Annotated in this window: 13 protein-coding genes; 6 read left to right on the top strand and 7 right to left on the bottom strand. The window is 57.5% G+C overall.

The window, feature by feature from the left end:
• Window positions 1-16 precede the first annotated feature (16 nt).
• The 5 genes from Q5Y71_RS04155 to Q5Y71_RS04135 all read right to left on the bottom strand — a co-directional run bounded on the left by Q5Y71_RS04155 (window position 17) and on the right by Q5Y71_RS04135 (window position 6,601).
• Window positions 17-2,017 (bottom strand): biotin carboxylase N-terminal domain-containing protein, encoded by a 2,001-nt coding sequence (locus Q5Y71_RS04155; RefSeq protein ID WP_306040345.1) that lies wholly within the window; start codon window positions 2,015-2,017, stop codon window positions 17-19.
• The gene (locus Q5Y71_RS04150; protein ID WP_306040342.1) at window positions 2,017-2,820 is read right to left on the bottom strand and encodes an enoyl-CoA hydratase/isomerase family protein; all 804 of its coding nucleotides are present in this window, start codon (window positions 2,818-2,820) and stop codon (window positions 2,017-2,019) included. The genes Q5Y71_RS04155 and Q5Y71_RS04150 overlap by 1 nt, the downstream gene beginning before the upstream one ends.
• 12 nt (window positions 2,821-2,832) lie before the next feature.
• A complete protein-coding gene (locus Q5Y71_RS04145; protein WP_306040340.1) occupies window positions 2,833-3,999 on the bottom strand; it encodes an acyl-CoA dehydrogenase family protein in 1,167 nt (388 codons plus the stop codon).
• A 101-nt stretch (window positions 4,000-4,100) separates the two neighbouring features.
• Entirely contained in the window at window positions 4,101-5,708 is a 1,608-nt protein-coding gene (locus Q5Y71_RS04140) for an acyl-CoA carboxylase subunit beta (RefSeq protein ID WP_306040338.1), read from the bottom strand.
• Window positions 5,708-6,601: an SDR family oxidoreductase gene (locus Q5Y71_RS04135; protein WP_306040336.1), complete on the bottom strand. Its 894-nt coding sequence runs from the start codon at window positions 6,599-6,601 to the stop codon at window positions 5,708-5,710. Before Q5Y71_RS04135 ends, Q5Y71_RS04140 begins: the two co-directional genes overlap by 1 nt.
• 187 nt (window positions 6,602-6,788) lie before the next feature.
• Here Q5Y71_RS04135 and Q5Y71_RS04130 point away from each other — a divergent pair, with 187 nt between their 5' ends.
• Together Q5Y71_RS04130 and Q5Y71_RS04125 are read left to right on the top strand one after the other, a co-directional pair.
• The gene (locus Q5Y71_RS04130) at window positions 6,789-7,433 is read left to right on the top strand and encodes a TetR/AcrR family transcriptional regulator (protein ID WP_301413990.1); all 645 of its coding nucleotides are present in this window, start codon (window positions 6,789-6,791) and stop codon (window positions 7,431-7,433) included.
• Between the two features lie 266 nt (window positions 7,434-7,699).
• Window positions 7,700-10,234, top strand: a complete 2,535-nt coding sequence (locus tag Q5Y71_RS04125; RefSeq protein ID WP_306040333.1) for a hypothetical protein — start codon at window positions 7,700-7,702, stop codon at window positions 10,232-10,234.
• On the opposite strand, the gene Q5Y71_RS04120 is transcribed toward Q5Y71_RS04125, so the two are convergent.
• Entirely contained in the window at window positions 10,231-10,554 is a 324-nt protein-coding gene (locus Q5Y71_RS04120; protein WP_306040331.1) for a stress response translation initiation inhibitor YciH, read from the bottom strand. The two genes, Q5Y71_RS04125 and Q5Y71_RS04120, sit on opposite strands and share 4 nt — an antisense overlap.
• Before the next feature lie 189 nt (window positions 10,555-10,743).
• On the opposite strand from Q5Y71_RS04120, the gene Q5Y71_RS04115 reads away from it, so the two are divergent.
• Window positions 10,744-11,577 (top strand): ion transporter, encoded by an 834-nt coding sequence (locus tag Q5Y71_RS04115; protein WP_301413983.1) that lies wholly within the window; start codon window positions 10,744-10,746, stop codon window positions 11,575-11,577.
• A 25-nt stretch (window positions 11,578-11,602) separates the two neighbouring features.
• Here Q5Y71_RS04115 and Q5Y71_RS04110 read toward each other — a convergent pair whose 3' ends face one another.
• Window positions 11,603-12,067 (bottom strand): PaaI family thioesterase, encoded by a 465-nt coding sequence (locus Q5Y71_RS04110; RefSeq protein WP_301413981.1) that lies wholly within the window; start codon window positions 12,065-12,067, stop codon window positions 11,603-11,605.
• 100 nt (window positions 12,068-12,167) lie between these two features.
• Between Q5Y71_RS04110 and Q5Y71_RS04105 the strand changes: the two genes are divergently transcribed.
• The 3 genes from Q5Y71_RS04105 (at window position 12,168) to Q5Y71_RS04095 (ending at window position 14,861) form a co-directional block, all read left to right on the top strand.
• Complete coding sequence (locus tag Q5Y71_RS04105) at window positions 12,168-13,313, top strand: serine hydrolase (protein WP_306040328.1); 1,146 nt, start codon at window positions 12,168-12,170, stop codon at window positions 13,311-13,313.
• 11 nt (window positions 13,314-13,324) lie between these two features.
• On the top strand, window positions 13,325-13,537 hold the full coding sequence (locus Q5Y71_RS04100; RefSeq protein WP_306040327.1) for a SlyX family protein: 213 nt from the start codon (window positions 13,325-13,327) through the stop codon (window positions 13,535-13,537).
• A gap of 676 nt (window positions 13,538-14,213) precedes the next feature.
• Complete coding sequence (locus Q5Y71_RS04095) at window positions 14,214-14,861, top strand: OmpA family protein (protein WP_301413974.1); 648 nt, start codon at window positions 14,214-14,216, stop codon at window positions 14,859-14,861.
• The last annotated feature ends 266 nt before the right edge of the window (window positions 14,862-15,127 follow it).

Below are 15,127 nucleotides of genomic sequence, written 5' to 3'. Positions count from 1 at the left end.
CATCCTCTAGCAAGGGTCATTGACGGGGTCTGGGCGTTCCGCTGGGGGCGGCCTCTATCTGTACCAGAAGCTGACCGCCGCGCACCTGATCGCCGGCGCAGGCTCCCAGTTTGATAACGGTGCCATCGCGATCCGCGCGCAGGGGGTGTTCCATCTTCATGGCTTCCATCACGGCGAGGATATCGCCGCAGCGCACGGCCTGATTCAGCTCTACCAGCACCTCCAGCAGGGAGCCGTCCATCGGGGCGGTAATTTGGCCACTGCCCTGGCCGAGGCTTGCCTGTAATGGCTTCTGGCTCCGGTCTTCGAACTGCAGCTGGCGACCCGCTCGCAACAGGTAGAGGCTACAGCCCTGTTGCAGGAAAAGAGTGCTCTGGGTGACACCGTCGAGCGTTATGATGGCAATCGCGGTATTGTCGAGCGCCTGTGGCTGCACGGCAATTTCATGGGTCTGATCCGCCACGCTCACGCGGTAGCGGTGTGGCCCCAGAGGCAGCAGCGTGCACTCAAAGTCTCGCCCTTCGCTGCGGAGCCGGTAGTGCAGGTGGACACTGCTGTCGCCACTGCGCCAGTTAGTGCGCCCCTCGCGTCTATCCTGCGGTTTCAGATAACGCTGGTGATTGAGTACCGCCGCTAGTGACACCCAATCGCTGGATATTGCCTCGGGTACAGTGAGGTGGGTGATGGTATCCAGAAAGCCCGTATTGGCATTGCCAGACACAAATTCCGGCTCTGCCAGTAGCCGGTACAGGAAGCGAATATTGTTTTTTGGGCCAATCAGCTGCAGCTGTGCCAGTGCTTGTTGCAGTTTTCTCCGGGCGGTTTCTCGGTCCCTTCCCCAAGCGATCAGCTTGCCCAGCATGGGATCGTAGAAGGGGGTGATTTCAACGCCCTCCCGCACAGTGTGATCAAGGCGTACTCCTTCCCCACTGGGTTCACGCCAGTAGAGGATAGGCCCCGCCTGGGGCAGAAATTGCTGTCCGGGATCTTCCGCATAGAGGCGCACTTCAATGGCGTGGCCGCACTGGCAGACCTGCTGCTGGGTAACCGGCAGCGCTTCGCCACGGGCTACAGCCAGTTGCCAGGCCACCAGGTCGAATCCGGTTACCATTTCTGTTACCGGGTGCTCCACCTGCAAGCGGGTGTTCATTTCCAGGAAATAGAATTCGCCGTCGGGGCAGAGCAGGAACTCCACCGTTCCGGCGCCCTCATAGCCGCAGGCGCGTGCCGCGGCTACTGCGGCTTCACCCATAGTTCTGCGCAGGTCTGCTTCCACTCCCGGGGAGGGGGATTCCTCGACCACTTTCTGGTGGCGTCGCTGTACAGAGCAGTCGCGCTCGCCCAGGTGGATGCAGTTGCCGTGCCGGTCGGCAAACACCTGGATTTCGATATGGCGGGCGCCGACCAGGGCCTGTTCCAGAATCAGTTCACCGCTGCCAAAGGCGCTCTGGGATTCACTGCGCGCAGCGTGCAACAGTGCTGCCAGTTCGTCGCTGCTGTGGGCGAGACGCATGCCGCGGCCGCCGCCGCCGGCGGCGGCCTTGATCATCAGGGGGAAGCCGATCCGGTCCGCCTCAGCCATCAGGGTGCGGTCGTCCTGGGCCCCCTGAAAGCCGGGAATACAGGGCACACCGGCATCGGAGACAAACGCTTTGGCGCGCCGTTTGTTGCCCATCAGTTCAATAACATCAGCGCTCGGGCCGATAAACTGCAGGCCGTTCTCTGTACAGGCACGGGCAAAATCGGCGTTTTCGGCCAGGAATCCATAGCCGGGATGAATGGCGGTGGCCCCGGTTGTCCTTGCGGCAGAGAGGATTTTGTCAATATCCAGATAGGATTCCGCGGAAGTCCGGCCGCCGAGGGCAACGGCCAGGTCGGCGCTATTGGCATGGGGTGTGTGGCGATCCGCATCGCTGAACACGGCAACGGTACGATAACCCTCCGCTCGGGCCGTGCGCAGGATGCGCAGGGCAATTTCCCCGCGGTTGGCGATCAGGAGTGTGGCTGGTGCGGACATCAGTGTTGCCACTCCGGTGCGCGTTTTTCCATAAAGGCACGGGCGCCTTCACGACCTTCGCTACCTTGAATGGCATTGGAAAAATGTTTCGCAGCGTCATCGAGGAGGTGGCTCAGGGCATATTTGTCGGCAATCTGTGCGGCCTGTAAAAGCAGATGTTTGGTGGTAGCCAGGGCTCCTGGCGCGCAGGCATTGATATTGTCCAGGTGTCCCTGCAGTGCGGCCTCCAACGCCGTGGAGCTGTCCAGCAGCTGGTGAATCAGGCCGATATCCAGTGCCTCCCGTGCTTTCAGCGTGGTGCCACCCAATGCCAGCCGCCTCGCCTGGGACAGGCCCACGCGGGCAACCACAAACGGTGCAATCTGTGCCGGCGGCAGGCCCAGTCGGGTTTCCGGTAACGCGAAGCGGCAGCTGTGATCGGCAATGGCGATGTCGGCACTGCAGGCCAGCCCAAAACCGCCACCCATCACAGCGCCTTCGAGTACGGCAATCACTACCAGCGAGGAACTGTTGACTCTTTCCAGTAGTTCGCCGAAGCGGCGGTTCAGGTGATAAAAGGCATCCGTATCGCCGTCGCTGGCGTTTTGTTGGGCAGTGAGCATATCGCCAATATCCCCACCTGCACAGAAGTTGTGTTCGGCACCGCGCAGTACCAGTACCCGGGTCTGCGAAGCGGCCTCCGCCTCTGTCAGCTTCTGTAGCAGCTCGTCCACCATTGGCAGGCTGATAGCGTTGCGTTGTCGGGGGCGGTTGAGGGTGAGGTGCCGGGCAATGCCCACAGTTTCATCAATGATGGTTTGCATAGTGGGCCCACTCTATTCGCCGGACTTGCGTTTGCCGGGCAGGATGCCCATCAACTTGCAGATAATACCGAGCATTACTTCATCGGCGCCGCCACCGATGGCAGTGAGACGGCTATCGCGGTAGGCACGGTTGATGCTGGTTTCCTCGATATAGCCCATACCACCCCAGAACTGCAGGCATTGATCGGGAATGGTGCGGGATAAGCGGCCCGCTTTGAGCTTTGCCATGGAGGCCAGCGTAGTGACATCCTCACCCGCCACATAGGCTTCTACCGCACGCCAGGTGAGTGCCCGCAGACACTCCACTTCGGATTGCATTTCCGCCAAGGCAAAGTGCACGGTCTGATTGTCGAGTAGCGGTGTCGTGAAAACGTGGCGCTCGCGCACGTACTCAATGGTACTGCTGATACAATTTTCCAGGCCCTTCAGGGTCAGGGCGGCACCGGCGAGGCGTTCCTCCTGGAATTGCAGCATCTGCAACAGAAAGCCGGACCCCTCGTCGCCGATACGGAAGTGTTTGGGAACCCGCACATTGTCAAAAAATACCGGTGCGGTTTCCGAGGAGCGCATCCCCAGCTTCTCCAATTTTCCCCCGATGCTCAGTCCCGGTGTTTTGGCGGGAATAATCAGCAGGGATTTGTTCTTGTGGGCCTTGCCTTCACTGGTGTTGACCAGGGTGCAGAAAAAGTCGGCGCAGGGTGCGTTGGTGATCCACATCTTGCTGCCGTTGACCAGATAATCGCCGCCATTATTTTTTGCCGTAGTCTTTATGGCGGCCACATCCGAGCCGGCACCGGATTCGGATACGGCGATGGCGCCGACCATCTCCCCGCGAATCGCCGGGATCAGGAATTGCCGGCGCAGGTCGTCGCTGGCAAAGTTTGCCAGTGCCGGGGTGCACATGGCAGTCTGCACCGAAATGGCCAGGGGCACACCACCGCAATGGGCACCGCCTAAGGCTTCCAGAAAAACGATTTCATAGCTGAAGTCGAGCCCGAGGCCGCCGTAATCGCTGGACTTGCTGATGCCCAGCAGGCCCAAATCTCCCAGCTGCCTGAAGATGTCGCGAATGGGAAAGCTGCCGGCTTTTTCCCACGCCTCTACATGGGGGTTGATTTCCTGCTGTACAAAATGATCTACCGTGCGCTGTAATTCCCGGTGTTGTTCGCTGAGAATCATGAATGTTTTATCCTCTTTATGGGCTTTATCTGCGGGAGTTTTTTATTCGCGAACTGACTGCCTTTCGTCCGGTTGAGATTCCCGGGCTAGGTGAAACATGGCTAGAACCGCGCCACGCCAAAGGTATTTTGACGCGCTGGAACAGATCCCGCTTCGCGACAGATTGCCAGCAGCATACCCAGCAGTTTACGCGTGTCGCGGGGATCGATAATGCCGTCGTCCCACAGGCGGGCGCTGCAGGCCAGGGCATCGGAATTTGCCTGCATAAAGGCACTGGTGTCGTTTTCCAGTTTGTCCAGTAACGCAGTATCTACCTGACCGCTGCGCGCCATTTTCTGTTCGGTGACAATGCGCAAAACCTTGCCGGCCTGAGCTGCGCCCATGACCGCGGTGCGCGCATTGGGCCAGGCAAAAATAAAACGCGGGTCGAAGCCGCGCCCGCACATGGCGTAGTTACCGGCACCATAGGAGCCGCCCACCAGGATACTGAGCTTGGCTACCCTGGCGTTAGCGACAGCCTGAATCATTTTGGCCCCATGTTTGATAATGCCGTGATGTTCGACCTCGGTACCGACCATAAAGCCGGTGGTGTTGTGCAAAAACAGCAGTGGCGTGCCACTTTGTTCACACAGCTGGATAAACTGTGCGGCTTTGTTGGCGCCCTTGGGGGTGATGGGGCCGTTGTTGCCGATAATGCCCACTGCGTGCCCTTCAATGCGGATATGGCCACAGACGGTCTGTCGGTCAAATTGTGCTTTAAAGTCCAGCATCGCCGAGCCGTCGGCGATACGTGCGATGAGTTCGCGCACATCGTAGGGTTTTTTGCTGTCGGCGGGAATCAAGCCGAGCAGGTCGTCGATGGGATAGAGAGGGTCTGCATACTCCTCCGGGAGATTGGGGGTATGCTGGCAGGGAAGGGTAGCGACTATTTCCCGTGCCAAGCGGATGCCATCGGCGTCGCTCTCCGCCAGGTAGTCGCCACTGCCGGACTCACTGCAGTGCATCTCTGCACCGCCCAGGCTCTCCTCGTCGGCAATTTCCCCGGTTGCCGCCTTGAGCAGGGGGGGGCCCGCGAGATACATACCGGATTGTCCACGCACCATTATCACATAATCGGACAGGCCCGGCTGGTAAGCACCACCGGCGGTGGCGCCACCATGCACGACTGTGATCTGAGGAATACCGGCCGCGGACATGCGTGCCTGGTTGGCGAAGCCGAGCCCGCCGGGGGCGAAGGTGTCGGTGGCATACTTCAGGTTCGCGCCACCACTTTGCGCCAGGGTGACCACCGACAAGCGGTTCTCCAGTGCTATTTGCTGTATGCGCAGGGCTTTATCCATTCCGGCAGGGGAAATGGTGCCCCCTTTCACTGCATAATTGTCCACCCGCACCATGCAGCGGCGCCCGCTGACCTGGCCAATACCACAGATAGCGCCGCCGCCGGCACCACTGCCGTCCTGATCGTCGTAGAGCTTGTACCCCGCCAGAGCACACAGCTCAATAAAGGGGGCGCCCGGGTCCAGCAACAGGTTGAGGCGCTCGCGGGGCAGCAGCCAGCCACGTTCCCGGTAGCGGGAGGCGCGTTCCCGCTCGGCTTGCAGCGGCTGCTGTTCGGCCTCGCGAAAGTGGGCAATCTGCTCCAGCATTGCGGTGCGATTATTGTTGAAATCGCTGGAGCGGTTGTCCAGTTGGGAGTGGATGGGTTGCATCAGAGTTTGCCCTCTGCTTCCAGCGCTGCCACGACTTTGGGCCGGCGCTTGCGGTGGAAGCCGTTAAAGCGCTTGACACTGTTGGCCGCCACAGGGCGCCAGAGCGGGGAGTGGTGCTTGAGGCTGGAGCCACCATCAATGCGCAATGTCTGGCCGGTGATATAGCCGGCAGCATCAGACAGTAGAAAGCACACAGCGCCGCTTACCTCTGCTTCCTCGCCCAGGCGGTAGAGGGGGATTGATTCGCGGAAGCCCGGTAACAGTTCGCGCAGAAATTCCGGGTCATAGGTATCCAGGCCGCTGGTGAGGATATAACCGGGTGCCACCGCATTGACCCTGACTCCGGAGGCCGCCCATTCCAGTGCAGCGGTTTCTGTCAGGTTTTCCACGCCTGCACGGGCCGCCCCGGAGTGCCCCATCATCGGCATACCACCGGCGTTGTCTGCGGTGATATTGACGATACTGCCACCGTGGGTTTTCATAGATTGCACATACACTTCCCGGGCCATCAGAAATCCACCCAGCAGATTGCTGCGCAGGACAGCGTCAAAGCCCTTTGCGGGGATGTGCTCCAATGCGGAGGGAAACTGACCGCCGGCGTTGTTCACCAGTCCCTGAATCCTACCCTGAGCCTGCACAATCTTGGCGACCGTATCCTTTACACCCTGCTCATCGCGGATATCGAGGCTATAGAAACTGCACTCGCCGCCGTCACTTGCGATCTCCCCGGCAACACGCTCCAGTTTGTCCAACTTGCGCCCGATCAAGAAAACGCGGGCGCCGAGGCTGGCCAGTTCATGGGCGATACAACGGCCGATACCACTGCCGCCACCGGTGACGATATGGGTTTGTTCACTGAAGCTGCCGGGACGTAACTGGCTGAGATAGCGCATAAAAATGTCCTTTTATCAAGCCCTTGAGGCTTGTCAGTTCTTATCGTTGTTGCTTGCACCCGCGCGACTGAATGCGCAGAATACTCTAACGCTACCAAGCAAGCGCTTGGTATTCAACCATTGTTCCCAGTTTGGTGAAAAATTCATTCGACCGTTACCATATGCGGATTTTCTTGGGGGGTGTTCAGTGCACAAAGGCGCCGCAAGTCTGGCCCGGCTAGGGCAAAACCTGAGTCCGCAACAATTGATCGGCGCGTTGGTAGAGCGGGGGGAACTCACCGATCCGGGCTCTCCCCGAGGGCGCCTCCTCAATGTGGCCGCGCGGCAGTTTGAGCAGAAGGGCTACGCTCGAACCACGGTGCGGGATATCGCTTCCGAAGTCGGTATTCTGTCCGGCAGTATCTTCCACCATTTTGCCAGTAAAGAGCAGATTCTCTGCGCGGTGATGCGGGAGGTCACTATTTTTGCCAGTGCGCGTATGCGCAGTGCGATGCAACAGGCCGAGTCACCGCGGGATAAATTGCGCGCCTGTATTCAATCGGAACTGGAGGCGATTCACGGCCAGGCGGTGCCGGGGTTTTCCATTCTGGTATTGGAATGGCGCAGCCTGTCTAAAGACAGTCGCAAGGAAGTGTTGCGGTTGCGGGATGAATACGAGCATATTTGGTTAATTGCGATTCGAGCGGCCAAGTGCCCTGGTGGGGATGCGGCACTGGTGCGGCGCCTGTTAGTGGGAGCCCTCAGCCATACCTACAGTTGGTTCAAGCCGCGAGGCAAAGGGCTCTCTATTGCCGAGCTGGCAGATCGTATCCTGTTGATTTTTGCTCCCTGATGTATTCGGTGCAAAACCGGCAGACGCAATTGGCTCATGTAGGACCACACAATACAGTTCCCCGGGATTGTATCCACTGACGGTGAAGTTTTGTTGGAATAGAGATGCTGGCAAAACTGTGCGCTTTTCCTCTTTTCCTGACAAATTTCCAATCGACACGGGACTCCTGAGAACTGGCGCTCACTGGCGTTGTTCTGAATCTTTTATCCTGCGCGAAAATTGCCACAAATTTGACATTTTGTGTCACTTGATGACGGGAGAGGGAGATGTCAACTGAGGGTTTATTCCAGATAGTATCCATGGGGCGGACGCTGTATGGCAAAAAGCCGGAACTGGTGGTACAGGATGCAGCCAGGCTGTTTTCTATTCCTGAACCCCAGGCCCGCAGGCTCCTGTTGAAAGGCTGGGTGATCAAAGATCAGCTGGCCTCTGCACAGGCACTGAAATATCGTGCCGGTCTGCACAACATTGGTTTGCGTGTAAAAGTGTACCCGGCGGGTCGATTTGACAACCTGCAGCTGATAGCCAGGATCCAGGTGGCGCAGCGCCGCAGCGCCCAGGGCAGCAAATCAGATCGCAGTGAGGGGCGCGGGACGCATGCCCCTGTTATTGAGGACAAGAGTCGCAACCCAGCCGTGCATGGCCAACAAAGCAGGGCAAGGCGCCAGCCAGCAGTTTCCTCCAAGGGCGCAGCGCTTCGCGCTGTGCGGCCATTCAATGCCAGCGGAGGGATGAAACATCTGTTCCGTGATGACAAGACATTTTCCCCTGCCGGGATATCCGCCGCTGGCGAGGTAATACTGGGTTTGATTCCCGCTGTGGTATTGCCGGGAATTTTTATCCTGCTGCTGGGATTTTGTGCCTATGGGACTGGCTATGCCCTTTGGCAGATCCCCCTGGCCGTTTGGCAGGGCGGGCTGAATGGAGTTGTTGTGGCTCTTAGTTTGGTTGCGACTGCCTTTTGTATTGTTGTCCTGCTGCTTGTGTCTCCCTATTTCCGGCCTCTGCGAGATCTGCAGAGCAAACCCGGCGTGCGGGCGCTGAGTCGCTCCGAGGGCCGGGAACTGCTGCGTTTACTTGAATTACTTTCCACCAGTCTCGGCTTGCCGAAAGTACAGCGTGTATGGATTGGGCCGGATGCCAGAGTTTTCTCCGGGCCGAGCTTTTCTCAGGTGGTCAGTCAGGTATTGCCACTTCACCTGGGGCTTGCCGGTGTCGTCGCCCTTCCGGGCAGGGAAGCTCTGGCGCTAGTGGCGCGGGCACTGGGTCTCTACTGCGGAAGGGTAAATGGGTTTCTTGCCTGGCTGGTGCTGGGCGGGGGAAGCCGTTTGGAATCCATGCAGTGGGCCCTGGAAAATGAACGCAGTGCAGTTTGTAACTCCGGCAGGCCCAGTGGACTGCAAAAGCCGGTGCACCGCTTACTGGTGATTTGTGGTCATTTTTTACTGCCGCTGATCGAACGCTTGGACAATCTGCACCGCGCGCTTACCAGCCGCGCTGCACGGTATCTTGAGGCCCGCGCGGATCTCTACGCGGCGGGGGTGATTGGCAGCGAGGCTTTTGCGAAATTTGCCCAGAGGTGGCACCGTCTGGTTCATGCAGATTTGCTTGTTGCCGAGATTAACCGGGATGCCTTGTTACTGGGGCAGTGTCTCGAGAATATTCCTGCGGCAGTGCAGTGGACGCTGGAAAAGCTGGATAGGGAAACCTGCAAGGCCATTGAACTGGCCATGGCACAAACGAGTGACCCCTGGGACTCTGGTCAGGCCGCAGATGACACGCGCATCTCTGCGATCAGTCAGCAGCGGTTGCCGGCGCAGATCACCAGGGCGTTTTCTCTGAGGGACTTTTTCTGTGATCTGGACGGGTTGGCACGAGCGGTCAGTCTTGCCAGCGCCGGGCCCGATTGCCAGGTTGTGCCAAACCGGCAATTGCTGAGTTCAAACAGCGGGGTGCAGGAGGCCGTTGATGTGCTGAATGTGTATTTCAACCGCCTGCCGCCGCACACGCTACTGCCGCTCGAACGCCCTGCTGCCGAGCAGGTGAAGGGAATGGATCTGCAAGCCACCATCGATTGGCTGCGCGGCAAGTTGATTGAGTTGCGCGGGCTTCGCAAGCAGCGGCAAGGGCTACTGGGGTGTCTTGTGGCCATGCAATTGGGTGCGGCATTGATCAGGGCCAAGGTGCAGATCAGTCCACAGAACTACTCTCTGGAAAGCACAAGCCTGACTGCTGCACAGGAGATGGCTGCGGTGAAACGGTCTGAACTGGAGGAAACAGAGCGGCAGCTACAGAAGGTCTATGCCATTTTCTATCAGCGCCTGTGTCTGGCGATAGCGCTGATGCCGTCCAAAGCGCAACAGTCAGCGCAGAGTCACCTGCGCCAGCTATCCGCCTATGAACCTCTCGCGCCCCACCTGGAGCAGCTCGCCAGCTACAGCAAGAGTCTTGCCCTGCTCGCCAGGCACCTGACTCCTGAAATGGTGGAGCGCGAACTGGTGAAGAAATACCTGGCGCTCAGCGCCAGAACACTCAACGCTCTGCAGGTTATAGTGGGGTCATCGGAGACCCTAAAAGCGCAAGACTTGCACAGCATACTGGATATCAAGGCCAAATCTGACCTCCCACGGCATCATCGGGAGATGCGGGCAGCGCTTCAGGCGATGGAATCCCGCTGTAGATATGCCAATTCGGTTATTATGCAAGGCTACCGGGTGCAGTTGGGAACCCTGCTGGTTCCCTGCCTGGAGCAGGAGCAGCAGTTGGGTGTGAAGCCACTGCGATTACTGCGCACAGTTTAGCCGCCAATCAGTTTTGCAATGTAGTTGCGCGCTTCCAGCAGCGCCTTGATGTCGGCGCGTTTGTCGCCCTGGATTTCGATAACACCGTCTTTCAGGGTGCCCCCACAGCCACAGCGTTTTTTCAATTCTGCCAGTATCCGTCTCAGTTCATTGTCGGTGCCTGAGAGGCCGTGCACACAGGTCACCCCCTTGCCTCTGCGCCCTTTGGTTTCCCTCTGTATACGCACTGTCGCACTGCCCTCGTGGCGTTTCTCCTGCGGGGAGGTATCCGCAATACGGCCGCGGTCGGTGGAATAGACAAGACGATTCTCCCTGGCCATGGTTCTCCCCGGTCGGTAGTTGTTCAGTGCGTATAGGGTGCGATTGTGCCTGAGGGGAAAGGGAAGTTAAAGGCGCAATTCGGAGCGCTGCGTGGATAGCGACGGGATTGAAAATAGAGGGCGACCCGACAGTGCCCAGGGGTTAGAATCTCGTCGCAAATTGGCAGCAGCTTGTAGTCGGGGTGAGAAATGGCGTTGACGGGACGTCGAAAACTGCTCAATGAAGTGATATTCGGTACGGACACACCTGCCGGGCGCAACTTTGATGTTTTTTTAATCTGGGCCATTGTGATTAGTGTGGGCCTGGTGCTGCTGGCATCCATCAGCGCCGTTGCCGAGCGTTATGGTCCCCTGTTGATCGCGCTTGAGTGGGTGTTTACCGGGCTCTTTACGGTGGAATATATCGCGCGTATTTATTGTTCGGTTAACCGGCGCCGCTATATTGTCAGTTTTTACGGGGTTATTGATCTGCTGGCAATACTACCCAGTTACCTGGCACTCCTCTATACCGGCGCCACCTACCTGTTGGTGATCCGCCTGTTGCGGGTGCTGCGCATTTTCCGCATTCTCAAACTGGTGCGCTATTTGCGCGATGCCAATATCCTCCTGCGCGCCCTGGGCTTGGCACGGAGAAAAATCTTTGTATTTTATTCCAGTGTGCTTGTGATGTGCGTTATCTTTGGCGCACTGATGTTTGTAGTAGAAGGCCCGGAGCACGGGTTTACCAGTATTCCCACCAGTATCTATTGGGCCATTGTCACCATTACCACTGTGGGCTATGGGGATATTTCTCCGCAAACACCGCTGGGGCAGAGTATCGCGGCAATGACCATGTTGATCGGTTACTCCATTATTGCCGTGCCCACAGGAATTCTCACCGCGGAACTGGCCGGTGAAATGCATCGGGAGCGCATTCAGCTGGCCTGCCATAACTGCAGCCGCAGCGCTCATGATCCGGATGCGGAATACTGTAAATTCTGTGGGCACAGACTGGAAGATGCAGAGGAGGTGTCGGAAGTCTGAATCTTTTTGCTTGGGCGATGGGTAATTACCACTCCTGCGGTACACGCACAGCAATCACTTGCGCCTCGGCGCACAGACGTCCGCTGCCGCTCAGGTCGCAGTGCAACACGGTTTTGCGGGGGCTGCGTTCGACGATGGTGGCTTCGAGTATCACCGGCTTGTCAATGGCAGCGGGGGCCAGGTACCGGATTGCGAGTTTGCCGGTGGCGTACCAAATTGTACTCCCAGCGCCGATGTCGCGCCCGGCCTGAAGGTAGCCGTCCGCGATGGCGGTGCACACCGTATGGCAATCGATCACCGTGGCAATGATCCCGCCGTTTAAATAGTGTGCGGGACCGGCATTGTGATGAGTAGCGGGGGTGAATATGCAGCGGGTTTTCCCCTCGCCGGCCCAGTAGCTTTTGATGCGCAGTCCGCGGTCGTTGTCTGGGCCGCAGCCGAAGCAGTGATTGTCGGACAGCAGGTCCTGGATGGCGGTTTGCTCAATCATATCGGTCTCTCGCTCTGGACGCGCCATACTACCGATTTGCGTCGGAGAGGGGAAGAAACTAACCTTGCGGGCCTCCGAGCGTGTTATCGGAAATAGAGAGATGAAAATATACGGCTTTTGTGCCCCCGGTTTTGAGGCCCTCCAGGATGCTTTCGCCAGGAATTTTCGCGAGTGCGGGGATACGGGTGCGGCCTTTGCGGTACGCCAGCATGACCAGCTGATCTGCTCTCTGTGGGCGGGTAGTGCGGACCGGAACGCGGAGTGTCCTTTTACCGAGGATACGATTGCCAATGTATTTTCTGCCAGCAAGGGCGTGCTGGCACTGATGGCTCTGCAGCAGGTGGCGGCCGGTAAGTTGGACCTGGACCGCCCGGTGGCGGATTACTGGCCAGAATTTACCGAAGGCAAAGCGACTGTCACCGCGCGCCAGCTGCTTTGTCACCGCAGCGGCCTGGTGGCTTTTCGCAAGCGTGTGGACGATAAGGTGATTTACGATTGGCACGCCGCCTGTAAGGAAGTCTCCCGCACTGAGCCCTGGTGGCCGCCGGGCAGCCAGCAGGGTTATGCCCCTTTTTTGTATGGCTGGGGCCTGGGCGGACTGATTGAAAGGGTTGCGCAAAAACCCCTGACAGAACTCTATCGGGAATCACTGGCCAACCCGCTGGATCTTGATGGTGGGTTTGGTGCCAATGGCCACCGTTCACTCCGTATTGCCGATGTGGCCCCATTGAAGCAACCTCTGCCGGAGCTGCGGGAAAACGCCATAGGCCGGGCAATCAAGGAAGATCGTAAGGGTCCCGTGGCCATGGCATTCGGCAACCCTGTGAGTCTGGTGATGGGCACCAACAGTCCCGAGTGGCGCAGTGCATTGATTCCCGCGGCCAATGGGCATTTCAGTGCCCGGGACTTGGCAGCGTTTTACGGTGACCTGGCCCAGAAAACCCCGACCACCTTGTCGCGAGAGTGGGTATCAGAGGCGTCGCGTGAGCAGAGTTGTGGCCATGACAAGATACTGCAGGCCGAGGTTCGCTTCGGTTGCGGATTCATTCTGAGTGGTGAAGCGGCGGATTTGCGTTTCGGTGGAGCACGGGGGTTCGGTCATCCGGGTGCCGGCGGTAGCGTTGGTTTCGCCGATCCGGAGCGAGGGCTGGGTCTGGGTTATATCACCACGCGCCTGGGGCAGAGCCTGTTTATGGATCGGCGCGCGGTGGGTTTGGTGCGTGCACTGTACGGTTTGCTGTCATGACAGAGGCTCTTATGAAACTGTCCGAGCGCATGGATGAACTGGAGGCCCGGCTGACATTTCAGGAAGATACGATCGCCCAGTTGAATGATGTGATTACCAGGCAGGATGCCGATATCCGCCGCCTTTTGCTGCATATGCGTGAGTTGTCGCAGAAGTACAGTGCAATCAGCGGTGTATTACCGGGGGGTACCAGGTCCTCGGATGACAAGCCGCCGCACTATTAGTCAACCTGGCAGTCCAAAGACATTCAGCGGTCGGTTTGACCTGTAAATGTGGCTTGGCGTGCATGAAGCTGTCCCAGTTCCAGCGACTGTCCCCTGTATCGCTAACTGCCCTTGCTGGCGTATAAGAAAACATAATGGGTCTGGTGCCACTTAGCCGGGAGCCTAAGTTCAAAAGTGTCTAAGCAATGTTTGTCCTCTCGCGCCAGAGGTATTGACAAACTTTTCCACATGCTTATGAGGGGAAAGTGACGTCTCAAAGTGTTGGAATACAATTGTCACTTTTTTGTTTTATTTTTTATAACTTATTGTTTTTAAAAGTAAAAATAAAAAGTTTAAAAAATGTGCAAAATGCTGTGAGCAAGAGTTTATGCCGTTTATCGCTGCCCTTTGTTTATTAATTCACAGAGTTATCCACAGAACTTGTGGAAGAAAAGGGTTTGACGGCTTTCTATTCAGGAAATCTGTACGATAGTACAATTTTGGCGTGATTTATGATGTGCAATGGGGACTGGTTAGTAGAACCGGCGATGACTTCACCGTAGTCTTTGCATAATTTCATTGGATGGATTCAGCCGCCAGTCAGCTTGCGTGCTGGATACTCCCGGGACTGTGCAGGGGCGCTGTGCTCAGCGCATCCCGATACCCCTAAAGTAAAAGTGTGTTAGGAGAACCAATAATGAAACATTGGGTAGCAATTCTGGCTTTGGGATCACTGGTGGGTTGTTCCACTTTGGACCCTTACACCGGAGAAAGCAAAACCAGTAATGCCTCAAAGGGGGCCGGCATCGGTGCACTCACGGGTGCCATTATCGGTGCGGCGACCGCGAGTAAAAAAGATCGCCGCAAGGGTGCGCTCACCGGTGCGCTGGGTGGTGCAGCTATTGGCGGTGGCATTGGTTATTATATGGATCAGCAGGAGATGGCTCTGCGACAGCGTCTGGAGGGCACAGGTGTACGTGTACAGCGCGAAGGCGACAATATCCGTCTGATCATGCCGGGTAATATCACTTTTGCTACCAACCGCTCTGATATCCGCCCGGGTTTTTACGATACCCTGGATTCGGTCACCGTGGTTCTTCAGGAGTTTGACAAAACCGCGATCCGCGTCAGCGGCCACACCGATAGCACCGGTTCAGATGTCTATAACCAGACGTTGAGTGAGCAGCGGGCTGATTCGGTGGCGGGCTTTTTCAGTCGCAATGGCCTCGCCCCTGGCCGTTTGCAGGCCATTGGTTATGGTGAGCGCTACCCGCTGGCCGGCAACGACTCGGAGGCCGGGCGTCAGGCCAACCGCCGCGTAGAGCTGGAGCTCCTGCCACTGTGATCCACACGGCCGGTTAGGGTGCCATACTGTCACTGATACAGCCGCATTTGCGCCGTGAACGGACAGGAAATCTTCGCGAAAGGGCATCCGGTGCCCTTTATATCCCGACAGGTAAATATCCTGAGCTTCGGTGATTTTTTGATTGCTTGGCCTTAAAGAGCAACTCAATTGTGTGGAGCTGTGTAGATTTAAGGACCGGTTTTGGCCGGTCAAGGCACTCTTTTGAGCTGCTCAATGTTTTTACAGAAACAATCACCAAGGTGCTG

Origin of the sequence: Microbulbifer sp. 2205BS26-8 (assembly GCF_030731025.1) — a bacterium.
In the GTDB taxonomy this organism is placed as follows: Bacteria; Pseudomonadota; Gammaproteobacteria; order Pseudomonadales; family Cellvibrionaceae; genus Microbulbifer; species Microbulbifer spongiae.
The sequence above is the reverse complement of the archived record's forward strand: the minus strand, read 5'-3'. Positions and strand labels throughout refer to the sequence as shown.